The sequence below is a fragment of the Klebsiella africana genome (genome assembly GCF_020526085.1).
Lineage (GTDB): Bacteria > Pseudomonadota > Gammaproteobacteria > Enterobacterales > Enterobacteriaceae > Klebsiella > Klebsiella africana.
In genome coordinates, this window is the sequence record NZ_CP084874.1 from 1237251 (window position 1) to 1259762 (window position 22512).

The 22512-nt window shown below is 55.6% G+C and carries 17 protein-coding genes, 1 tRNA gene and 3 rRNA genes; 13 read left to right on the forward strand and 8 right to left on the reverse strand.

Going from position 1 to position 22512, the window contains the following annotated elements; translation table 11 throughout:
• The first annotated feature begins 129 nt into the window (after positions 1–129).
• The 5 genes from LGL98_RS06080 (at position 130) to LGL98_RS06100 (ending at position 6971) form a co-directional block, all read left to right on the forward strand.
• Positions 130–1669: ribosomal RNA gene (locus LGL98_RS06080) — 16S ribosomal RNA — on the forward strand.
• An 85-nt stretch (positions 1670–1754) separates the two neighbouring features.
• Positions 1755–1830 (forward strand) — tRNA-Glu (locus tag LGL98_RS06085).
• Between the two features lie 178 nt (positions 1831–2008).
• A 23S ribosomal RNA gene (locus tag LGL98_RS06090) occupies positions 2009–4910 on the forward strand.
• A 193-nt stretch (positions 4911–5103) separates the two neighbouring features.
• A 5S ribosomal RNA gene (gene rrf / locus LGL98_RS06095) occupies positions 5104–5219 on the forward strand.
• The 16S, 23S and 5S rRNA genes sit together here with 1 tRNA gene alongside, the layout of an rRNA operon.
• Before the next feature lie 453 nt (positions 5220–5672).
• On the forward strand, positions 5673–6971 hold the full coding sequence (locus tag LGL98_RS06100) for an MFS transporter (RefSeq protein ID WP_136030105.1): 1299 nt from the start codon (positions 5673–5675) through the stop codon (positions 6969–6971).
• A gap of 3 nt (positions 6972–6974) precedes the next feature.
• Here LGL98_RS06100 and LGL98_RS06105 read toward each other — a convergent pair whose 3' ends face one another.
• The 5 genes from LGL98_RS06105 to trxC all read right to left on the reverse strand — a co-directional run bounded on the left by LGL98_RS06105 (position 6975) and on the right by trxC (position 12695).
• Positions 6975–7298, reverse strand: a complete 324-nt coding sequence (locus LGL98_RS06105) for a YfiM family lipoprotein (protein WP_136030103.1) — start codon at positions 7296–7298, stop codon at positions 6975–6977.
• Between the two features lie 41 nt (positions 7299–7339).
• A complete protein-coding gene (gene pssA, locus LGL98_RS06110; protein ID WP_136030112.1) occupies positions 7340–8695 on the reverse strand; it encodes a CDP-diacylglycerol--serine O-phosphatidyltransferase in 1356 nt (451 codons plus the stop codon).
• 120 nt (positions 8696–8815) lie between these two features.
• Positions 8816–11467 (reverse strand): bifunctional acetate--CoA ligase family protein/GNAT family N-acetyltransferase, encoded by a 2652-nt coding sequence (locus LGL98_RS06115; protein ID WP_136030101.1) that lies wholly within the window; start codon positions 11465–11467, stop codon positions 8816–8818.
• A 34-nt stretch (positions 11468–11501) separates the two neighbouring features.
• Positions 11502–12200 carry a tRNA-uridine aminocarboxypropyltransferase gene (gene tapT / locus LGL98_RS06120; protein WP_136030099.1) on the reverse strand — a complete coding sequence of 233 codons (699 nt, stop codon included), beginning with the start codon at positions 12198–12200 and terminating at the stop codon, positions 11502–11504.
• Between the two features lie 69 nt (positions 12201–12269).
• A complete protein-coding gene (gene trxC / locus LGL98_RS06125; RefSeq protein ID WP_002914091.1) occupies positions 12270–12695 on the reverse strand; it encodes a thioredoxin TrxC in 426 nt (141 codons plus the stop codon).
• A gap of 203 nt (positions 12696–12898) precedes the next feature.
• Between trxC and LGL98_RS06130 the strand changes: the two genes are divergently transcribed.
• Complete coding sequence (locus LGL98_RS06130; RefSeq protein ID WP_136030097.1) at positions 12899–13969, forward strand: tRNA/rRNA methyltransferase; 1071 nt, start codon at positions 12899–12901, stop codon at positions 13967–13969.
• A 56-nt stretch (positions 13970–14025) separates the two neighbouring features.
• On the opposite strand, the gene ung is transcribed toward LGL98_RS06130, so the two are convergent.
• Positions 14026–14715, reverse strand: coding sequence for a uracil-DNA glycosylase (gene ung, locus LGL98_RS06135; protein WP_136030095.1), 690 nt, complete (start codon positions 14713–14715; stop codon positions 14026–14028).
• 311 nt (positions 14716–15026) lie between these two features.
• On the opposite strand from ung, the gene grcA reads away from it, so the two are divergent.
• The gene (gene grcA, locus LGL98_RS06140) at positions 15027–15410 is read left to right on the forward strand and encodes an autonomous glycyl radical cofactor GrcA (protein WP_002914084.1); all 384 of its coding nucleotides are present in this window, start codon (positions 15027–15029) and stop codon (positions 15408–15410) included.
• A gap of 45 nt (positions 15411–15455) precedes the next feature.
• On the opposite strand, the gene srmB is transcribed toward grcA, so the two are convergent.
• On the reverse strand, positions 15456–16787 hold the full coding sequence (srmB, locus tag LGL98_RS06145) for an ATP-dependent RNA helicase SrmB (protein ID WP_136030093.1): 1332 nt from the start codon (positions 16785–16787) through the stop codon (positions 15456–15458).
• Between the two features lie 132 nt (positions 16788–16919).
• On the opposite strand from srmB, the gene trmN reads away from it, so the two are divergent.
• Positions 16920–17657, forward strand: a complete 738-nt coding sequence (gene trmN, locus LGL98_RS06150; RefSeq protein WP_136030091.1) for a tRNA(1)(Val) (adenine(37)-N(6))-methyltransferase TrmN — start codon at positions 16920–16922, stop codon at positions 17655–17657.
• Here the strand turns inward: trmN and nadB are convergent.
• The gene (gene nadB / locus LGL98_RS06155; RefSeq protein ID WP_136030088.1) at positions 17642–19261 is read right to left on the reverse strand and encodes an L-aspartate oxidase; all 1620 of its coding nucleotides are present in this window, start codon (positions 19259–19261) and stop codon (positions 17642–17644) included. The genes trmN and nadB overlap by 16 nt on opposite strands.
• Before the next feature lie 327 nt (positions 19262–19588).
• Between nadB and rseD the strand changes: the two genes are divergently transcribed.
• From rseD to rseC, 5 genes are read left to right on the forward strand one after another with little or no spacing between them, the layout of a single operon-like run.
• Positions 19589–19684 carry a rpoE leader peptide RseD gene (rseD, locus tag LGL98_RS26295; protein WP_121980491.1) on the forward strand — a complete coding sequence of 32 codons (96 nt, stop codon included), beginning with the start codon at positions 19589–19591 and terminating at the stop codon, positions 19682–19684.
• On the forward strand, positions 19681–20256 hold the full coding sequence (gene rpoE / locus LGL98_RS06165) for an RNA polymerase sigma factor RpoE (protein WP_002914074.1): 576 nt from the start codon (positions 19681–19683) through the stop codon (positions 20254–20256). Before rseD ends, rpoE begins: the two co-directional genes overlap by 4 nt.
• A gap of 32 nt (positions 20257–20288) precedes the next feature.
• Positions 20289–20939: an anti-sigma-E factor RseA gene (gene rseA / locus LGL98_RS06170; RefSeq protein ID WP_136030087.1), complete on the forward strand. Its 651-nt coding sequence runs from the start codon at positions 20289–20291 to the stop codon at positions 20937–20939.
• Positions 20939–21895 carry a sigma-E factor regulatory protein RseB gene (rseB, locus tag LGL98_RS06175; RefSeq protein ID WP_002914070.1) on the forward strand — a complete coding sequence of 319 codons (957 nt, stop codon included), beginning with the start codon at positions 20939–20941 and terminating at the stop codon, positions 21893–21895. Before rseA ends, rseB begins: the two co-directional genes overlap by 1 nt.
• Entirely contained in the window at positions 21892–22371 is a 480-nt protein-coding gene (rseC, locus tag LGL98_RS06180; protein WP_136030084.1) for a SoxR-reducing system protein RseC, read from the forward strand. Before rseB ends, rseC begins: the two co-directional genes overlap by 4 nt.
• Positions 22372–22512 lie beyond the last annotated feature (141 nt).

Here is a 22512-nt window from a genome sequence, read left to right on the forward strand (position 1 = left end):
TATCAGACAATCTGTGTGGGCACTCAAAGTGACATGGATTCTTAACGTCCTCGGACGAAAAATGAATACCAAGTCTCTGAGTGAACATACGTAATTCATTACGAAGTTTAATTCACGAGCATCAAACTTAAATTGAAGAGTTTGATCATGGCTCAGATTGAACGCTGGCGGCAGGCCTAACACATGCAAGTCGAGCGGTAGCACAGAGAGCTTGCTCTCGGGTGACGAGCGGCGGACGGGTGAGTAATGTCTGGGAAACTGCCTGATGGAGGGGGATAACTACTGGAAACGGTAGCTAATACCGCATAACGTCGCAAGACCAAAGTGGGGGACCTTCGGGCCTCATGCCATCAGATGTGCCCAGATGGGATTAGCTAGTAGGTGGGGTAACGGCTCACCTAGGCGACGATCCCTAGCTGGTCTGAGAGGATGACCAGCCACACTGGAACTGAGACACGGTCCAGACTCCTACGGGAGGCAGCAGTGGGGAATATTGCACAATGGGCGCAAGCCTGATGCAGCCATGCCGCGTGTGTGAAGAAGGCCTTCGGGTTGTAAAGCACTTTCAGCGGGGAGGAAGGCAATAAGGTTAATAACCTTGTTGATTGACGTTACCCGCAGAAGAAGCACCGGCTAACTCCGTGCCAGCAGCCGCGGTAATACGGAGGGTGCAAGCGTTAATCGGAATTACTGGGCGTAAAGCGCACGCAGGCGGTCTGTCAAGTCGGATGTGAAATCCCCGGGCTCAACCTGGGAACTGCATTCGAAACTGGCAGGCTAGAGTCTTGTAGAGGGGGGTAGAATTCCAGGTGTAGCGGTGAAATGCGTAGAGATCTGGAGGAATACCGGTGGCGAAGGCGGCCCCCTGGACAAAGACTGACGCTCAGGTGCGAAAGCGTGGGGAGCAAACAGGATTAGATACCCTGGTAGTCCACGCCGTAAACGATGTCGATTTGGAGGTTGTGCCCTTGAGGCGTGGCTTCCGGAGCTAACGCGTTAAATCGACCGCCTGGGGAGTACGGCCGCAAGGTTAAAACTCAAATGAATTGACGGGGGCCCGCACAAGCGGTGGAGCATGTGGTTTAATTCGATGCAACGCGAAGAACCTTACCTGGTCTTGACATCCACAGAACTTAGCAGAGATGCTTTGGTGCCTTCGGGAACTGTGAGACAGGTGCTGCATGGCTGTCGTCAGCTCGTGTTGTGAAATGTTGGGTTAAGTCCCGCAACGAGCGCAACCCTTATCCTTTGTTGCCAGCGGTCCGGCCGGGAACTCAAAGGAGACTGCCAGTGATAAACTGGAGGAAGGTGGGGATGACGTCAAGTCATCATGGCCCTTACGACCAGGGCTACACACGTGCTACAATGGCATATACAAAGAGAAGCGACCTCGCGAGAGCAAGCGGACCTCATAAAGTATGTCGTAGTCCGGATTGGAGTCTGCAACTCGACTCCATGAAGTCGGAATCGCTAGTAATCGTAGATCAGAATGCTACGGTGAATACGTTCCCGGGCCTTGTACACACCGCCCGTCACACCATGGGAGTGGGTTGCAAAAGAAGTAGGTAGCTTAACCTTCGGGAGGGCGCTTACCACTTTGTGATTCATGACTGGGGTGAAGTCGTAACAAGGTAACCGTAGGGGAACCTGCGGTTGGATCACCTCCTTACCTTAAAGAACCTGCCTTTGTAGTGCTCACACAGATTGTCTGATGAACGTAAAGAAGCAAGGCGTCTTGCGATTGAGACTTCAGTGTCCCCTTCGTCTAGAGGCCCAGGACACCGCCCTTTCACGGCGGTAACAGGGGTTCGAATCCCCTAGGGGACGCCACTTGCTGGTTCGTGAGTGAAAGACGCGTGCCGATATATCTCAAAACTCATCTTCGGGTGACGTTTGAGATATTTGCTCTTTAAAAATCTGGATCAAGCTGAAAATTGAAACGACACACTGTTTAAGTGTGTTCGAGTCTCTCAAATTTTCGCAATCTGAAGACATCTTCGGGTTGTGAGGTTAAGCGACTAAGCGTACACGGTGGATGCCCTGGCAGTCAGAGGCGATGAAGGACGTGCTAATCTGCGAAAAGCGTCGGTAAGGTGATATGAACCGTTATAACCGGCGATGTCCGAATGGGGAAACCCAGTGCAATTCGTTGCACTATCGTTAACTGAATACATAGGTTAACGAGGCGAACCGGGGGAACTGAAACATCTAAGTACCCCGAGGAAAAGAAATCAACCGAGATTCCCCCAGTAGCGGCGAGCGAACGGGGAGCAGCCCAGAGTCTGAATCAGCTTGTGTGTTAGTGGAACGGTCTGGAAAGTCCGACGGTACAGGGTGATAGTCCCGTACACCAAAATGCACAGGTTGTGAACTCGAAGAGTAGGGCGGGACACGTGGTATCCTGTCTGAATATGGGGGGACCATCCTCCAAGGCTAAATACTCCTGACTGACCGATAGTGAACCAGTACCGTGAGGGAAAGGCGAAAAGAACCCCGGCGAGGGGAGTGAAAAAGAACCTGAAACCGTGTACGTACAAGCAGTGGGAGCACCTTCGGGTGTGACTGCGTACCTTTTGTATAATGGGTCAGCGACTTATATTCTGTAGCAAGGTTAACCGTATAGGGGAGCCGCAGGGAAACCGAGTCTTAACTGGGCGTTAAGTTGCAGGGTATAGACCCGAAACCCGGTGATCTAGCCATGGGCAGGTTGAAGGTTGGGTAACACTAACTGGAGGACCGAACCGACTAATGTTGAAAAATTAGCGGATGACTTGTGGCTGGGGGTGAAAGGCCAATCAAACCGGGAGATAGCTGGTTCTCCCCGAAAGCTATTTAGGTAGCGCCTCGTGAATTCATCTTCGGGGGTAGAGCACTGTTTCGGCTAGGGGGTCATCCCGACTTACCAACCCGATGCAAACTACGAATACCGAAGAATGTTATCACGGGAGACACACGGCGGGTGCTAACGTCCGTCGTGAAGAGGGAAACAACCCAGACCGCCAGCTAAGGTCCCAAAGTCATGGTTAAGTGGGAAACGATGTGGGAAGGCCCAGACAGCCAGGATGTTGGCTTAGAAGCAGCCATCATTTAAAGAAAGCGTAATAGCTCACTGGTCGAGTCGGCCTGCGCGGAAGATGTAACGGGGCTAAACCATGCACCGAAGCTGCGGCAGCGACACTATGTGTTGTTGGGTAGGGGAGCGTTCTGTAAGCCTGCGAAGGTGACCTGTGAGGGTTGCTGGAGGTATCAGAAGTGCGAATGCTGACATAAGTAACGATAAAGCGGGTGAAAAGCCCGCTCGCCGGAAGACCAAGGGTTCCTGTCCAACGTTAATCGGGGCAGGGTGAGTCGACCCCTAAGGCGAGGCCGAAAGGCGTAGTCGATGGGAAACAGGTTAATATTCCTGTACTTGGTGTTACTGCGAAGGGGGGACGGAGAAGGCTATGTCATCCGGGCGACGGTTGTCCCGGTTTAAGCATGTAGGCTGGTTATCCAGGCAAATCCGGATAATCAAGGCTGAGGTGTGATGACGAGGTACCACGGTACTGAAGTGACAGATGCCCTGCTTCCAGGAAAAGCCTCTAAGCATCAGGTAACATTAAATCGTACCCCAAACCGACACAGGTGGTCAGGTAGAGAATACCAAGGCGCTTGAGAGAACTCGGGTGAAGGAACTAGGCAAAATGGTGCCGTAACTTCGGGAGAAGGCACGCTGGTGTGTAGGTGAAGTCCCTGCGGACGGAGCTGAGACCAGTCGAAGATACCAGCTGGCTGCAACTGTTTATTAAAAACACAGCACTGTGCAAACACGAAAGTGGACGTATACGGTGTGACGCCTGCCCGGTGCCGGAAGGTTAATTGATGGGGTTATCCGTAAGGAGAAGCTCTTGATCGAAGCCCCGGTAAACGGCGGCCGTAACTATAACGGTCCTAAGGTAGCGAAATTCCTTGTCGGGTAAGTTCCGACCTGCACGAATGGCGTAATGATGGCCAGGCTGTCTCCACCCGAGACTCAGTGAAATTGAACTCGCTGTGAAGATGCAGTGTACCCGCGGCAAGACGGAAAGACCCCGTGAACCTTTACTATAGCTTGACACTGAACATTGAGCCTTGATGTGTAGGATAGGTGGGAGGCTTTGAAGCGTGGACGCCAGTCTGCGTGGAGCCAACCTTGAAATACCACCCTTTAATGTTTGATGTTCTAACGTCGACCCGTAATCCGGGTTGCGGACAGTGTCTGGTGGGTAGTTTGACTGGGGCGGTCTCCTCCCAAAGCGTAACGGAGGAGCACGAAGGTTAGCTAATCCTGGTCGGACATCAGGAGGTTAGTGCAATGGCATAAGCTAGCTTGACTGCGAGCGTGACGGCGCGAGCAGGTGCGAAAGCAGGTCATAGTGATCCGGTGGTTCTGAATGGAAGGGCCATCGCTCAACGGATAAAAGGTACTCCGGGGATAACAGGCTGATACCGCCCAAGAGTTCATATCGACGGCGGTGTTTGGCACCTCGATGTCGGCTCATCACATCCTGGGGCTGAAGTAGGTCCCAAGGGTATGGCTGTTCGCCATTTAAAGTGGTACGCGAGCTGGGTTTAGAACGTCGTGAGACAGTTCGGTCCCTATCTGCCGTGGGCGCTGGAGAATTGAGGGGGGCTGCTCCTAGTACGAGAGGACCGGAGTGGACGCATCACTGGTGTTCGGGTTGTCATGCCAATGGCACTGCCCGGTAGCTAAATGCGGAAGAGATAAGTGCTGAAAGCATCTAAGCACGAAACTTGCCCCGAGATGAGTTCTCCCTGAGACTTTAAGTCTCCTGAAGGAACGTTGAAGACGACGACGTTGATAGGCCGGGTGTGTAAGCGCAGCGATGCGTTGAGCTAACCGGTACTAATGAACCGTGAGGCTTAACCTTACAACGCCGAAGATGTTTTGGCGGATTTGAGAGAAGATTTTCAGCTTAGATTCAGAGTCCGAAGGATTTTTGCGCTGAGACAAGGCGGCAAACGACGCGATGGAAGGAGCATACATAAGTATGTGACTGACACTCGCGAGAGCAGCCAACGCAGTATGAGCGCAAAAGACACAGGACGAGCACAAAGAATTTGCCTGGCGGCACTAGCGCGGTGGTCCCACCTGACCCCATGCCGAACTCAGAAGTGAAACGCCGTAGCGCCGATGGTAGTGTGGGGTCTCCCCATGTGAGAGTAGGGAACTGCCAGGCATCAAATAAAGCAGAAAGCTCAGTCGAAAGGCTGAGCTTTTTGTTTTTGCGTTTTAACAAGAACCCCGTCCCGAAAGGTGCGGGGTTTTTTGCTGTGTGGGGTCGATCTCCCCGGTGGCGCTGCGCTTACCGGGGCTACAAAACCGTAGCCCGGACAAGGTGCGCAGCACCGCCTCCGGGGAAAATCCTGCCATACCCGCACCATTATCTTCATTTGAAGCAAAATAAAACCCCGTCATGGCACTCCCTTCGCCATAATCCACTTTTTCCCTGCCTCTGCGCTGGCGATAATCGCGAAAACCGCTCTTGCGAAAAAAAATGTGAATACAATCACATATAAAGATATAACAATTATATAACATTTAGTTTACTAATTAATTTGTCTGCGTGACGTGGTACGCCCGATAAGACAGATTGCAGTCTTTTTGCAGTCTTTGCTGGAGCAATATAACAATGACAGAAAGTAGCATTACCGAACGGGGCGCGCCGGAACTGGCCGATACCCGTCGTCGTATTTGGGCAATTGTTGGCGCATCCTCGGGGAATCTGGTTGAATGGTTTGATTTTTACGTCTACTCATTCTGCTCGCTCTATTTCGCCCACATCTTCTTTCCATCCGGAAATACCACCACCCAACTGCTGCAGACGGCAGGCGTATTTGCCGCCGGATTCCTGATGCGTCCCATCGGCGGATGGCTGTTTGGTCGAATCGCCGACCGTCGCGGACGTAAAGCCTCCATGCTTATCTCGGTCTGTATGATGTGCTTTGGCTCACTGGTGATTGCCTGTCTGCCGGGTTATGCGGTCATTGGCACCTGGGCCCCGGCGCTGCTGCTGTTGGCGCGTCTGTTCCAGGGGCTGTCTGTTGGCGGAGAATACGGCACCAGTGCGACTTATATGAGTGAAGTCGCGGTGGAAGGTAAGAAAGGCTTCTATGCCTCCTTCCAGTACGTTACGCTGATTGGTGGGCAACTGCTGGCGGTATTAGTCGTTGTGGCGCTCCAGCAGGTGCTCAGCGATGAAGATCTCCATGCCTGGGGATGGCGTATTCCTTTTGCTCTTGGGGCGGTACTGGCTATCGTGGCGCTGTGGCTGCGTCGCCAGCTGGACGAAACCTCGAAGCAGGAGACCCGGGCGCTGAAAGAGGCTGGCTCGTTTAAAGGGTTGTGGCGTAATCGCCGGGCCTTTGCGATGGTGTTAGGCTTTACCGCTGCCGGATCGCTGACCTTCTACACCTTCACCACCTATATGCAAAAGTATCTGGTCAACACGGCGGGCATGACGGCCAGCACCGCCAGCGTGATCATGACCGCGGCGCTGTTCGTTTATATGCTGGTTCAGCCACTGTTCGGCGCCTTCTCGGATAAAGTTGGCCGTCGCACCTCCATGCTGTGCTTTGGCGTGCTGGCGACGTTATTTACTGTGCCAATCCTAAGTGCCCTGCAGAAGGTGAGCTCACCTTACGCTGCCTTTGGGCTGGTGATTTGTGCCTTGCTGATCGTCAGTTTCTATACCTCGATCAGCGGCATCCTGAAAGCAGAGATGTTCCCGGCTCAGGTTCGCGCACTAGGGGTCGGGTTGTCCTATGCCGTCGCGAACGCGTTGTTCGGCGGCTCTGCGGAGTACGTCGCGCTGTCGCTTAAATCGGCAGGGATAGAGCACGCGTTCTACTGGTATGTGACGGCGATGGCGGCCATTGCCTTCCTGGTCTCCCTGATGTTGCATCGGAAGGGGAAAGGGTTGCGTCTTTAGCCGTTACTGGTGTGCCAGCTGCCACACCGCGTAGCCGGTGGTCGCGCCGGCGACATCCCAGGCAAAGTCCTTCCAGCTCCAGCCGCTCCCAGCCGGGCGGCTGTCCCAAAGCTCTTTTGACGCGCCAAGGCTGACGGAAAACATCAATCCGATAGCGGCGCTGCGGTCCCGGCTGTAACCCTGGTGTTGTGCATATTCATTGCCAGCGGCAGAGAGTATCGCTGAGGCCAGAAAATGCTGGGCTTTGTCCTGACCGGACCATGCATCATTTGCCATGTGGCTGCAGCCGGTTAACAGCAGCGATGTCATCACTATTATCGAACGCATAGCGCTTCCAGAAAAAAGCCCCGTCGAGGCGGGGCTGATAGTCAGAGGATACGGCTGATCAGCCGGTCAATACGGATCCGTCGTAGACGGCGGATCAATTTCCGCACTTTAACCGGGTAGTCGGCGATGCTTTGCAGATCCCGATAGTGTTTCACAATCGTGGTGTGGGTGCGGATGAGCTTTAGCTCTTTCTCCCGCATCGCTCCCAGCTGTTGCTTTGGATCGTGAATCAGAATAGCGTTTTCCAGATCGAGCCGCCAGGCGCGCGGGTTAAGGTTGTTGCCGGTGAGCAGCATCCACTCATCGTCAACCCACATGCCTTTCAGGTGATAGCTGTTATCGTCATCCTTCCACAGGCGGACGATCAGCTGATCGGTATTCACATAATACTGCAGCCGGCTGAGGAAACGCCGCAGGTTGATTTCATAAAGATAAGGAAGCGCACCGATGATTTTAAACGGCTGATCTTCCGGAATATAGAAATCGTTAGCGGTTTTATCGCCGACAATAATCTCCACCTGTTTACCGTCGCGCAGCAGCTGAATGATATTTCTTACCAGCACGGCAGGGAGGTTGAAGTAGGGGGTGCAGATCGTCAGCTTGTGCTCGGCACAGGGCATCAGGTGAAAGATCGTTTTATTCAGCAGGCTGGATTTACCCAAACCTACCAGCGGGGTGACGGAGAGTTCTTCGTCACCAGCGGTGCCGACAAAATGGTAGCTGCGGTCGCGGAGCTCCTGACGGTACTGGCGAATGTCGTTTTTGATTTCCGGGCTTTTTGGCCGATCCGGTCTGTCGAGACGATTAACGCCGCGCCCCTGAACCAGATTATTGTCGACCCAGTCGAACATGACGTCCGCCATTTTGCCGTTACGGATGCACTGATAGCGATCATAGCGGTACTTATCATGCTGATGCAGATAAACATCGTTCAGGCTGGCGCCGCTGTAGAGGACGCTGTCATCGATAATAAAGCCTTTGAAATGGAGAACGCCGAGCGCCTCCCGGGTGTTAATCGGCACGCCGTAAACGGGGATATCTACCCCTGGATTTTCATTGGCCATCCGACAATACCAGTCGGCATTGGTGTTGGAGGCGGCGGCGCCGATACGGCCACGCTGAGCGCGGTGCCAGTCCACCAGAACGCGGACATCCAGATCCGGACGCTGGCGTTTGGCGTCATAGAGGGCCTGCAAAATTCCTTTTCCGCCATCATCTTGCTCCAGATAGAGCGCAATAATGCATATACGCTGAGTGGCGTGGGCAATCCGGGTCAGTAACGCTTCCCTGAAATCTGCAGGGGCGTAAAAGAACTCTACATCATCAACTGACTGAGAAAGCTTAGGGAGTTGGGCAAGGTGTTGTTGATGTTTGTTACGCTTAAATTTTGACAACATCACAGTGCGTTTCTTCTCTGTTTATTGAAGGGTCTTCTGTACCATGCAGACGACGTAAGCGGGCAATAATACCATTACTACCCGCTAATGTGGTCAACAATTGCGGTCAGCGTGGCGCGATTATCCCTGATTCAGGGGCAGCGATAGACTGACAATCCCATCTTCCAGCTGAATATCAACGGTGAATCCCAGCTTTCTCGCAAGGCCGATCATGCCTCGGTTATTCGGCATCGTAATGCCATTAAGGCGTTGCAGGCCATGACTTTGCGTATAGGCGATCAGCTTTTCCAGCAGCCTGCGTCCCAGGCCTAACCCTTTTAAATCTGAACGGACCAGAACGGCAAACTCGGCGTCAATATTGTCGGGATCGGAGATCGCTCGCGTCACGCCGAGAATTTCGCTCTTCTCTGCGGTGGTTCTGACGGCAACAAACGCCATTTCACGATCGTAGTCGATCTGTGTCATGTTGGCTAAATCGTCGTGGGTAAATTCGTTGATCTCACTAAAATAGCGATAATAGAGATCTTCTTTAGTGACCTGGGCGATAAACGCCAGCAGCTGCGGTTCATCTTCCGGCAGGATCGGCCGAAACAGGCAGCGATCGCCATTTTTCATCACCACCCACTCCTCTTGTTGGTGTGGATAAGGACGAATCGCAAGGCGGCTTTCACTGTCGCCGCTAAAGGGAGCAAGTCCCAGGGTAACGTCCAGCGCCGTAAACTCGTTGCCGGAGGCGAGCAGGGGATGAATGTCCAGGCGTTGGATCTCCGGGCAGTCGACAATCAGGTTCGAGACCTGAACCAACAGCTGGCTTAAGCCAGCGATATCCAGTGGTCGTAATGCGCTGCGGCCGCGGATCTTTTTATTTTTGATCGCCTGGATCACCAGATAGCGCGCCAGGTTCATATTCAGCGGCGGTAGCGCCACCGCGGCCTGATCTTCGGCCCGCCACTCCACGCCGCCTTCACCCAGCATAATCAACGGGCCGAAGACGGCATCGTGTTCAACCACTACTCTTAGCTCCTGGGCGCCAGCGCGATTGGCCATGCTTTGCACCAGCAATCCATGAATGCGCGCCTGCGGCCAGGCCAGTTTGACGCGATCGATCATCGCATCTGCAGCCTGCTGCACCTCGGCGGCGGTACGCAAATAGAGCATGACCCCCTGTACTTCCGATTTGTGCGGGATATCCGGGGAACGCAGCTTCAGCGCAACCGGATAGCCTATCTGCTCCGCGATATGCACCGCTTCCGCGCTGTCAGCGGCAATCCACGTCGGCAGCGTGTGGATGCCATAGGCGCGGAGCACCGGGCTGACCTCGTGGGTATCCAGCGTGGTGGCGCCATCATCTATCGCTTGCTGCAGTAGGGCATGCGCCTCGCTGGTATTGGCGGTTAACGAGTCCGGTAGCACCGGGGTCTCACGCAACTGTTTCTGGTTACGGCGGTACTCGACCATGTGCATAAAGGCGGTGATCGTCCCCTCCGGTGTGCGGTAGGTGGGAAGACCGGCATCGCTGAACAGCCGTCGCGCCTCCTGGGAGGAAAACTCGCCGCACCAGTTGGTCAGCACGGTAACGTATTTGCCACGCGGATGATGCTTCAGGGCGTCGATCAGCGCCAGGGCACTCTCGGTACCGGGCGCGGCGGCGCTGGGGGAGTGGATCACCAGCAGCGCGTCATAATCCTGGCTGTTAAGCAAAATATTCACTGCCCGCTGATAATGTTCGCTACTGGCGTCATCGCGCAGATCCAGTGGGTTAGCGATCCCGACGCCCCTCGGCAGCGCCTGGCGCAAGGCGTCGCACGTCTCCTCGCTAAGGGCTGCCAGCTTACCGTTACGCAGCCAGAGCTCATCCAGCGCCAGCGCTGCCGGCGCCGCACCGTTGCTGACGATCATTAATTTTTCACCGCGCAGCGGGCGCATATGGCTGAGCGTTTCCACCGCAGAGAAAAGCTCATGGGTATCCTGCACCCGCAGCAGGCCAGCACGCTGAATGGCCGCATCCCATGCCGGATCCATCCCTGAGTTAACCTGCAATAGCTTCTGCGCGGCTGGACTACGGCCGCTTTTAATCACCAGGATTGGCTTGTTTCGCGAGGCGCTGCGCGCGGCGGAGACAAACCGGCGCGCGTCGCTGAGATGCTCGAGGTACAGCAAAATGGCGCTGGTCTTGCTGTCGCGGGCCAGAAAGTCCAGCAGGTCATCGACATCAATATCCAGGCTATCGCCGAGGGCGATGAAGTAGGAAAAACCCATCTCGCGCTGTTGCGCCCAGTCAAGGATAGTATTGGAGACGGCGGCCGACTGCGAGACAAAGGCCAGTTTGCCGCGATGGATCGGCACCGGTGAAAAGCTGGCGTTCAGCCCTTGCCATGGGGCCAGTAGTCCGAGGCTATTTGGGCCGAGCAGGCGCATCTGGTAGCGCGCAGCACATTCGAGCAGCGCCGGGTACTGGTCCGGCTGTGAAGAGAGGATGATGCAGGTTTTACACCCTTTCTGCCCTAAGGCTTCGAGCAATTCGAGATTACGCCGGGCGTTAGTACAGAGCACTGCCAGATCCGGCGTAAACGGCAGGCTCTCGATGGTAGGCCATGCCAGTACCCCAAGCACCGCCTTCCAGGCGGGAGTCACTGGCAGTACCGGGCCATTGAAACCACCGGCTAACAGGTTGCGCATCATAAGATAGCCAGCGCGCTGTGGCTTCATTGACGCGCCAATGACGGCGATGGACTTTGGTCGCAGCAGTGCTTCCAGGCCTCGTTGGCTCATACCGGTCTCCTTTCATCCCAATGACCGAATGATTTTAAACGTTTTCTACCTGGTCCGCTGTGATGCTGCCCTTATGCTGGGTTTTTCCCGCCAGATAGCGGGTCCGGAAGCGGGTGAAGTGCTCGCCAAGCGCAGCGGCGGCCGGGGCATCGCCCGCCAGGTCCAGCAGGGCGATGGCCACTTCCGCGGTACAATATTGTCCATCGGCGTGCGCCTCGCGCAGATGATAAGCTGAGATGCGGGACAGGTCGACAGAGATTACCGGCAGCGCGTCAAGATAAGGGCTCTTGCGGAACATCTTGCGCGCTTCGGTCCAGGTGCCGTCGAGCATGATAAACAGCGGCGGCTTGCCGGACGGCGGCACGCTCAGGACCTGGCGATCCGGCCCGGCATACGAGGCAGGGAAAACCACCATCGGTTGATAATCAGGATGGGCGACCAGATCGAGCAGCGCCTGCGGCGGCTCGGTTCTCGACCATTGATAAGCCTCGGTATTCGGCAGAATATCGGCGATGAGCCGGCCGGTGTTGCTGGGCTTCATCGGCTCCGTATCAAACATCACCAGGCAAAAGCGGCTGGTGGCCTGCGCTGGCGTTAACGTGGCGCACAGGCACTGCTTGAGCGGCAACAGACAGCGCTGACAGCGGCGGATACGGTTACCACGAGCAAGGAAAGGGCGGGTCGCCCGCGCGAGACGTTCGGCGCGCAGGCGCAGGACAGCGTTATCAGTCATGGGAGTCGCTAGTGAAAAACGCTATTGTCGCAGAGGCGAAAACGGGGCACAAGCGGTGCCCCGGAAGGATTACTGTTGACCGGCTTCATTCAGCCAGCTATCGAATGGTGCTTTTGGCACTGCGCCATTAAGCATGTCGATCACTTCGCCATTTTTGAACATCATAATGGTCGGGATGCTGCGGATACGAAACCGGGCGCTAAGCTCACGTTCCGCTTCAGTGTTGACTTTCACAAAACGCATCTTCCCGCTACGCTCTTCCGCGACATCTTCAAAGATCGGCGCGAAGCTACGGCAGGGGCCGCACCATGGCGCCCAGAAATCGACAACGACCGGCAGATCGTCCTTTAAGAGTTTATCCAGCGTTGCCCCGGTCGCGTTGATGACGTCGCCATCAAAAAGATCGTGACCGCAGCGTCCGCACTTTGCGCCATCCGCGCTACGATCGTCCGGGAGGCGGTTCAGAGCCTGACAACTGGCACAAACGGTATTCATAACTAACCTCTGGTTATGGGTTGCAACGTGGCACGTGGCCGATATGTTTCTGTGATGTTACATATTATCGATTAAGTGTTATTGAAGGACAATGCGTTTTGTTCGATGAGTGCAATAGAGGCCGGCTTTTAAACGAAATCATGGCGAAGCGATGACACATCGGGTAATCTGCGCGCTTCGCGCAGCGCAGGTGGAGAAAATTGATGAGCGACGAACTGAAAAATAAAAGCGGCAAGGTCAAAGTGATGTATGTCCGCAGTGATGATGATTCTGACAAACGCACCCATAACCCACGAACCGGGAAAGGGGGAGGTCGTCCAGGAAAATCTCGTGTTGACGGCCGCAGCCGCCCTGCGCGCGATGAACGAAACAGCCGCGGCGACGATCGCAAACGCGACGATCGTAAGCGTGATGATTTTCATCGCGACGATGCGTCCCCGTGGCGTACCGTTTCCCGTGCCCCTGGCGATGAGACGCCGGTAAAAGAAGATCACGGCGGGATCAGCGGGAAGAGCTTTATCGATCCGGAAGTGCTGCGTCGTCAGCGTGCGGAAGAGACTCGCGTCTACGGCGAAAACGCTTGTCAGGCGCTGTTCCAGAGCCGTCCGGAAGCTATCGTCCGCGCCTGGTTCATTCAGAGCGTGACGCCGCGCTTTAAAGAGGCGCTGCGCTGGATGGCGGCCAACCGTAAAGCCTATCATGTCGTGGATGAAGCTGAGCTGGCGAAAGCCTCCGGCACCGAACACCACGGCGGGGTCTGCTTCCTGATTAAAAAACGCCACGGCACCTCTGTTGCCCAATGGGTCGCGAAGGCCGCGGAAGAAGATTGCGTTCTGGCGCTGGAAGATGTTGGTAACCCGCATAATCTCGGGGCGATCATGCGCAGCTGCGCGCACTTTGGCGTGAAGGGCGTGGTGGTTCAGGATGCTGGCGTGCTAGAGTCCGGGGCGGCGATCCGTACGGCGGAGGGCGGTGCGGAGCATGTTGAACCGATCACCGGCGACAGCTTTATTGATACCCTGGATCAGTTCCGCAAAGCGGGCTACGCGATTGTCTCCACATCAAGCCATAATGGTACCCCGCTGTTTAAAGCCGAATTGCCGAAGAAAATGGTGCTGGTATTAGGCCAGGAGCGTGATGGTCTGTCGGATGCGGCGATTTCCAGCGCCGATCTCAGCGTTGCCATCGACGGTACCGGCAATGTCGAAAGCCTGAACGTCTCTGTGGCGACCGGCGTCCTGCTGGCGGAATGGTGGCGTCAGAATAAGGCGTGATTCGTCTGCCTGAATGCAAAAAGCCAGCTGATGCTGGCTTTTTTTATGGCTGTCGATCACTCGCTTTCAGCGGGAAGGACCGGCATCCAGTCGATCGGCGCTTCGCCGCGGTCAGCCAGCCACTGGTTGGTCTGTACGAAATGGTTGCTGCCAAAAAATCCGCGATGTGCAGAGAGCGGCGAAGGGTGTGGTGCCTTCAGCACGCAGTGGCGCTGACGATCGATAATCGCGCCTTTCTTCTGCGCGTGAGAACCCCACAGCAGAAAGACCACCCCCTCGCAATGCTCATTGATTAACGCGATAACTTTATCGGTAAAGGTCTCCCAACCAAGGCTGGCGTGCGAGTGCGCCTGTCCGGCGCGGACGGTCAGCACCGTATTCAGCAGCAGCACGCCCTGACGCGCCCAGCTTTCCAGGTAACCGTGGGTGGGGCGGGTAAAGCCGGGGATCGTGGCCTCCAGCTCTTTGTACATATTCAGCAGTGAAGGCGGGATCGCGACGCCCGGACGAACCGAGAACGCCAGACCGTGGGCCTGACCCGGGCCGTGATAGGGATCCTGGCCGAGAATGACGACTTTGACATCGCCCAGTTCGGTAAAGCGAAACGCATTGAAGACGTCTTTTTGCGGTGGGTAGATGGTGATCCCGGACTGGCGCTCGTCGGCGACGGTCTTCAGAGTATTGAGAAAATAGGGTTGTTGCTTTTCATCCGCCAGCACGTCATGCCAGGTTAAAGGGGTGCTCATCTTGCTCTCCTGCAAAGGGTCATCGCTATAGCTTAACGGCTTCTTTGTACAGAACAAAATCGCCACCGCTATCTCATTGCTTTTATGCAAATAAAATTGAAAATTTACAAAAATATTTTTAGCGCTGCCTGGCGTAACTTGATGTAAAACAATAAAATCCTTGCATACCCACTTTGAGTGAGTGGTTTTTATTGATTTGAATCAAGGAATGCCGTGAGTGCGGCTGATATATATACACTCATACAACAATGGTTTTACCAATTGGCCGCAAAGAGGCCAAAATCGAATAAACACTGCCTGGGAGGCATCAAATGATTACTGGTATCCAAATTACTAAAGCGGCAAACGACGACCTGCTGAACTCTTTCTGGCTGCTGGATAGCGAAAAAGGCGAAGCGCGCTGCCTGTGCGCCAAAGGTGGTTTTGCGGAAGATGACGTGGTTGCGGTAAGCAAACTGGGTGAAATCGAATACCGTGAAATCCCGGTAGACGTGAAACCGGAAGTGCGCGTAGAAGGCGGCCAGCACCTGAACGTTAACGTGCTGCGTCGTGAAACTCTGCTAGACGCGGTTGAGCATCCGGAAAAATATCCGCAGCTGACCATTCGTGTTTCCGGTTACGCGGTACGCTTCAACTCCCTGACGCCGGAACAGCAGCGCGACGTTATCGCTCGTACCTTTACCGAAAGCCTGTAAGGCTAACGCCAGATGTGAAAACGCCGGGATATCCCGGCGTTTTTTTTACTCTTCAGTGGACGTTGATGGCGTCCCGGCCGCGCTTGGCTTACGGCGCTTACCGATATTTTTCGTATCGCGGTGGCGTTTCTTCACCCGCGGTTTCTCTTTTTCTTTCTCTTTTTTCTCGGCGCGCTTCGCTAACACTTTCTTCGAAGGTTTACCGGTTAGCTTCTCGCTCGGCGCGCGAGTTTTCGGGCGCAGTTCATCAATCACCCGTGCTTTCAGCGGTTCTTCAACATAGCGACCAATTTTACCCAGCAGCACATGATCATGCGCTTCTACCAGAGAAATGGCGGTCCCTTTTTTACCGGCGCGGCCGGTACGACCGATACGGTGCAGGTAAGTATCCGCGGTACGCGGCATATCGAAGTTAAAGACGTGGCTGACGTCCGGAATATCGATACCGCGGGCAGCGACGTCGGTGGCGATTAGCACGTTCACCCGACCGTCGGTCAGGCGCTTAATGGCTTCGTTTCGCTTGGCCTGCACCATCTCGCCTTCCAGCCAGCAGGTGTTAATCCCGGCCTCACGCAGCCAGTTGGCCAGCTCATGCACGCGCTCGCGCTTACGCACAAACACGATAGCGCGGGTGGCTTCCGGCTGTTGCAGCAGATTCACCAGCAGTTTGGTTTTATGTTCGATATCGTCGGCGCGGTAGTACCACTGATGGATTTTCTTACGCTCGCGGGTTGACGGATTGGCGGAAACTTCAACCGGCTCCTCCAGCAGACGCTCAGCAAAGTCTTTAATCGCATCGCCTTCCAGCGTCGCGGAGAACAGCATGGTTTGCTTGCGCCAGCGGGTTTCACCGGCGATGGTTTCGATATCCTGGGCAAAGCCCATGTCCAGCATGCGGTCGGCTTCATCGAGGATCAGGGTCTCGACGGCGCGGCAGTCAAAGTTCTCTTCTTTAATATACTGCAGCAGACGACCGGTGGTGGCGACCACGATATCCTGGTTTTCGCTGAACACTTCCGCGTGGTTCATGTACGCCACACCGCCGGTAATAGTGGCGATGTCCAGATGGGTATGCTTCGCCAGCTCGCGGGCGTGGTCAGCCACCTGCATCGCCAGCTCACGGGTTGGCGTCAGGATAAGAATGCGCGGCGGCCCGGATTTTTTACGCGGGAAATCGAGCAGGTGCTGCAACGCAGGCAGCAGATACGCCGCCGTTTTACCGGTGCCGGTCGGCGCTGAACCGAGAATGTCACGGCCATCGAGCGCAGGCGGAATAGCGGCGGCCTGAATGGCTGTCGGGCGAGTGAAACCTTTATCCTGGAGGGCTTCCAGCAGGTTTTCGTCGAGTTCAAGTTCGGAAAAAGTCGTTACAGTCATGTTCTACCTCTGAGTGGGCCGCCGATTATAGACGTTACTGACGTAATGTTCATCTGTTTGTAAGGCTATCTGTTCTCCGGTATTGTGCATAGCCTTACGTTCAGGAGTTTTTTGTCGGCAAGGTTATTGAGGATGTCTCAGTCGAAGTTTGCGCTGCCGCGCAATGGTTTTACCTTCAAGCAGTTCTTTGTCGCCCATGACCGTTGCGCGATGAAGGTGGGCACCGACGGTATTTTGCTCGGCGCCTGGGCGCCGATTGCCGGCGTGAAGCATGTGCTGGATATTGGCGCGGGCAGTGGTCTGCTGGCGCTTATGGTGGCGCAGCGTACCGGGCATGATGTGCATGTCGATGCGGTCGAACTGGACGAAGAGGCCGCCGCCCAGGCGCAGGAAAATGTCCTCGCGTCGCCGTGGGCTTCGCGGATTGAGGTTTGTCAGGCCGATATTCATCAGTGGCAGCCGTCGCAGACCCGACGTTATGAACTGATAATCAGTAACCCGCCCTTTTTTGCCGAAGGCGTACCTTGCGCGACCTCGCAACGGGAGCAGGCGCGGTATACCACTACGCTCGATCATGCCTCCCTGCTGACCTGTGCCGCAGAGCATATTACCGAAGAAGGCTTTTTTTGCGTGGTGCTGCCGGTAGATATCGGTAATGCGTTTATCGGGCGGGCAACGGCAATGGGCTGGCATCTGCGACTACGCACGGACGTGGCGGAGACCGAACTGCGGCCGCCGCACCGGGTGCTGCTGGCTTTCTCACCTACGGCGGGGGAGTGTTTCAGCGACCGGCTGGCGATCCGCGGGCCAGAGCAGCAATATTCAGAAGGCTTTACCGCTCTGACCGAGGATTTTTATCTCTTTATGTGAGCCAGGGGCGAGAGTATCGACGGGCCGCTGTCAGGCAGCGGCTGCGGATAGTCGAGGGTATAATGCAGACCGCGGCTCTCCTTACGCAACATCGCGCAGCGTACGATAAGCTCCGCCACTTGCACCAGATTGCGCAGCTCCAGCAGATTATTCGAGACGCGGAAGCGGGCGTAATACTCATCCAGCTCCTGCTGGAGCATGGTAATGCGCCGCAGGGCGCGCTCCAGCCTGCGGGTGGTGCGCACAATCCCCACGTAATCCCACATCAGCAGGCGCAGCTCGTGCCAGTTGTGCTGGATAACCACCAGTTCATCCGGGATCTCCACTTGACTTTCATCCCATGCCGGCAGCGTGGCGACCTTCTGGGCCAGCGGCAGGCGGCGGGCAATATCCTCCGCGGCGGACCAGCCATAGACCAGGCACTCCAGCAACGAGTTCGACGCCATTCGGTTCGCACCGTGTAGCCCGGTATAGCTGACTTCACCGATGGCGTATAAACCATCGACGTCAGTACGGCCATTATCATCCACCATCACACCGCCGCAGGTGTAATGCGCGGCGGGGACGACCGGCACCGGATCTTTAGTCAAATCGATGCCCAGGCCGAGCAGCTTTTCATAAATCATCGGAAAGTGCTGGCGAACAAACGCCGCGGGTTTATGGCTGATATCAAGGAACATACAGTCCACGCCCAGGCGCTTCATCTCATGATCGATAGCGCGGGCGACGATATCGCGTGGAGCCAGTTCACCGCGCTCGTCAAAGTCCGGCATAAAGCGGGTGCCGTCCGGGCGCTTAAGGTGAGCGCCTTCGCCGCGCAGCGCCTCGGTAAGCAGGAAATTACGCGCCTGTGGATGATACAGCGCGGTGGGGTGGAACTGGTTGAACTCCAGATTCGCCACCCGGCAGCCTGCCCGCCAGGCCATCGCAATGCCGTCTCCCGAAGAGACGTCGGGGTTAGTAGTGTATTGATAAACCTTGGCGGCCCCGCCAGTGGCGAGTACTACCGCCTTCGCGCTGCAGGTTTCCACCCGCTCTTTATTGCGGTTCCAGATCCAGGCGCCGACCACCCGGCGGGTGCCCGGCAGGCCAATTTTATCCGATACGATCAAATCGACGGCATTGCTGCGCTCAAGGATGCGGATATTAGGATGGCCAAGTGCTTTATCGACTAGCGTCGTCTCTACCGCTTTGCCGGTGGCGTCGGCGGCGTGAAGAATGCGCCGGTGGCTGTGCCCCCCTTCGCGCGTGAGATGGTAGCTCTCTTCGCCATTGGCCAGGACCTGGGTGTCAAACAGTACCCCCTGATCGATAAGCCACTGGACGCATGATCGAGCGTTGCTGGCGACGAAAGTAACCGCATGGCGATCGCAGAGCCCCGCGCCGGCGATCAGGGTATCTTCGACATGGGATTCAATACTGTCCGTCTCATCAAAAACGGCGGCGATCCCGCCCTGGGCATAGAACGTAGAACCTTCGCTGATCGGCCCTTTGCTGAGTACCGTCACCGAACTGTGCTCTGCCAGGCGCAGGGCAAGGGAAAGACCGGCAGCGCCGCTGCCAATAATCAACACATCACATGAGAAATCAGGCGTGGTATTCATTGTCTTTGTTTAATTTACTAAACACATTTCGCTCACAATAGCACCACCTTGGGATGAATCGTACATTTTTTTTGAGTGGCGTTGTGAAGGCTAAACAGATAGGGGTGGGAAAAGCGACATTGAGGGCGCAAAAATCGAAGCGGGGCCGCCGGTTACTATTGGATTTTATAGTGAAATAAACGCCGTGTTACGATACCCTTCAAACGGGCCTGCGCTTTTTCTTATTGACTAACCTATCGTTTAGCAACCTGAGCATATAATGATTGATAACGATCTGCCGCCGTTGCCAGACAAAAAACAAAAGCGTAACGGAACTTTATTGTTTTCATGCACTCCAACAGTCAGCTTGCTCATAATGCAGATTTTGGGTGGTGTTTTGAAGACGCATGGGAATTGGGTTTGGGGAGACATTACCTCGGATGAGCGAGCAGTTAACGGATCAGGTCCTTGTTGAACGGGTCCAGAAAGGAGATCAGAAAGCGTTTAATTTGCTGGTGGTGCGCTATCAGCATAAGGTCGCGAGCCTGGTTTCCCGCTATGTACCGCCGGGCGATATCGCTGACGTTGTTCAGGAATCGTTCGTTAAGGCATGGCGTGCGCTGGACTCTTTCCGGGGAGATAGCGCTTTTTACACCTGGTTATACCGTATCGCCGTCAACACGGCGAAGAATTATCTGGTTGCTCAGGGTCGCCGTCCGCCGTCCAGCGATGTTGACGCCAATGAGGCGGAAAACTTCGAAAGCGGCGGGGCGTTGAAAGAAATTTCGAACCCTGAGAACTTAATGTTGTCAGAAGAACTGAGACAAATAGTTTTTCGTACCATTGAATCGCTCCCGGAAGATTTACGCATGGCAATTACGTTACGGGAGCTGGATGGCCTGAGCTATGAAGAGATAGCCGCTATCATGGATTGTCCGGTTGGGACGGTGCGTTCGCGTATCTTCCGGGCGCGAGAAGCTATTGATAATAAAGTTCAACCGCTTATCAGGCGTTGACGATAGCGGAATACTGGAAAAGGGTATCAGGCATGCAGAAAGAAAAACTTTCGGCTTTAATGGATGGTGAAACGCTGGATAACGAACTGCTCAATGAGCTGAGTCGTTCTTCTGAGATGCAAAAAACCTGGGAGAGTTACCACCTTATCCGCGATACGCTGCGTGGCGATACCGCGGAGATGCTGCAGTTTGATATCTCCGCCCGGGTGATGGCCGCCATTGAAAATGAGCCCGTTCGTCAGACGGCGCCGCTTATTCCTGAATCTCAACCCGCACCCCACCAGTGGCGGCAAATGCCGTTCTGGAACAAGGTGCGTCCGTGGGCCAGCTCCCTGACTCAAATGGGCGTTGCCGCCTGCGTATCGCTTGCGGTCATCGTCGGCGTCCAGCACTATAATGGACAGTCTGATGCGACCCAGCAGCCAGAGGCGCCGGTGTTTAATACGCTGCCAATGATGGGTAAAGCAAGCCCGGTTAGCCTTGGCGTACCGGCTGACGCATCAGCAGGTAGCGGCCAGCAGGCGCAGGTTCAGGAACAGCGCCGCCGGATTAACGCCATGTTGCAGGATTATGAACTGCAGCGTCGCCTGCACGCTGAGCAGCTTCAGTTTGGCCAGGCCCAGACTCAGCAGGCTGCGGTCCAGGTACCGGGCTATCAAACTTTAGGAACGCAATCGCAGTAATGAAGCAACTTTGGTGTGCTATGTCACTCATGGCAGGCAGCCTGTTGTTCTCTGTCAACGCCTCGGCTGATACATCGTCCGGGGCGTTGTTGCAGCAGATGAACCTGGCCAGCCAGTCCCTCAATTATGAGCTGTCTTTCGTCAGCATCAGCAAACAAGGCGTTGAGTCGCTGCGTTATCGTCACGCGCGGCTGAACAACCAGCCGCTGGCGCAACTGCTGCAGCTGGACGGCCCGCGCCGGGAAGTGGTCCTGCGCGGCACGGAAATCAGCTATTTTGAACCCGGTCTCGATCCGTTCACCCTGAACGGCGACTATATCGTCGATTCGCTGCCGTCATTGGTTTACAGCGATTTCAAGCGCCTTTCCGCAGCGTATGATTTTATCTCCGTGGGCCGTACCCGTATCGCTGACCGCCTTTGCGATGTCATTCGCGTCGTGGCTCGCGACGGCACGCGCTATAGCTTCATCGCCTGGCTGGACGCTGAGACCAAGCTGCCGCTGCGCGTCGATTTGCTCGACCGCGATGGGGAAACGCTGGAGCAGTTCCGGGTCGTCTCCTTCAACGTTGGCGATAACGTCAGCGCCAGCATGGAGACGCTGGCAAAAGCGAATTTGCCGCCGCAGCTGTCGGTGCCTGAAGGAGGCGACAAAGCCAACTTCAACTGGGCGCCGACGTGGCTCCCGCAGGGCGTGACTGAGGTTTCCAGCAGCCAGCGCCGTCTTCCCACCTTTGACGGTCCGGTAGAATCACGTCTCTATTCCGACGGCTTGTTTAGCTTCTCGATCAATATCAACCGCGCCACGGCGGCCAGCAGCGACCAGCTGTTGCGCACTGGCCGACGCACCGTCAGCACGACGGTACGCGATAATGCGGAGATAACCGTAGTGGGCGAGCTGCCGCCGCAGACGGCGAAGCGTATCTCAGACAGTATTAAATTCAAGGCAGTACAATGATTAAAGAGTGGGCCACCGTGGTTTCCTGGCATAACGGCGTGGCGCAGGTGCACTGCGACGTTAAAGCCTCATGCAGCAGCTGCGCCTCCCGCGCCGGCTGTGGTAGCCGGGTGCTAAACAAGCTGGGGCCGCAGACCAGCCATACCATTAGCGTGCCCTGCGAGCAGCCGTTGGCAGCGGGGCAAAAAGTGGAGCTGGGGATCGCTGAAAGCAGCCTGCTGGGCTCAGCGATGCTGGTCTATATGGCGCCGCTGGCGGGGCTGTTTGTGATGGCGTCGATTTTTCAGGTGCTGTTTGCCAGCGACATTGCGTCACTTTGCGGCGCGCTGCTGGGCGGGGTCGGCGGCTTCCTGGTGGCGCGCGGTCTGTCGCCCCGGCTGGCGGCACGTCAGTCCTGGCAGCCGGTGATTCTGAACGTCGCACTGCCGCCGGATCTGCTACGTGTTGATACGCCTTCCTCCGACATGGATCAGTGATTTCACTGGCCCTTATCTTTATTTACCTTTCCTGTTACAACGCCACAATTTCTGCGGGTATGCTGGATCTAACAGCATTTCCTGGTTTCGCGGATGTAGTGTAGAATGCGGCGTTTTCGGATTAAAAAACGTCAGGCACAG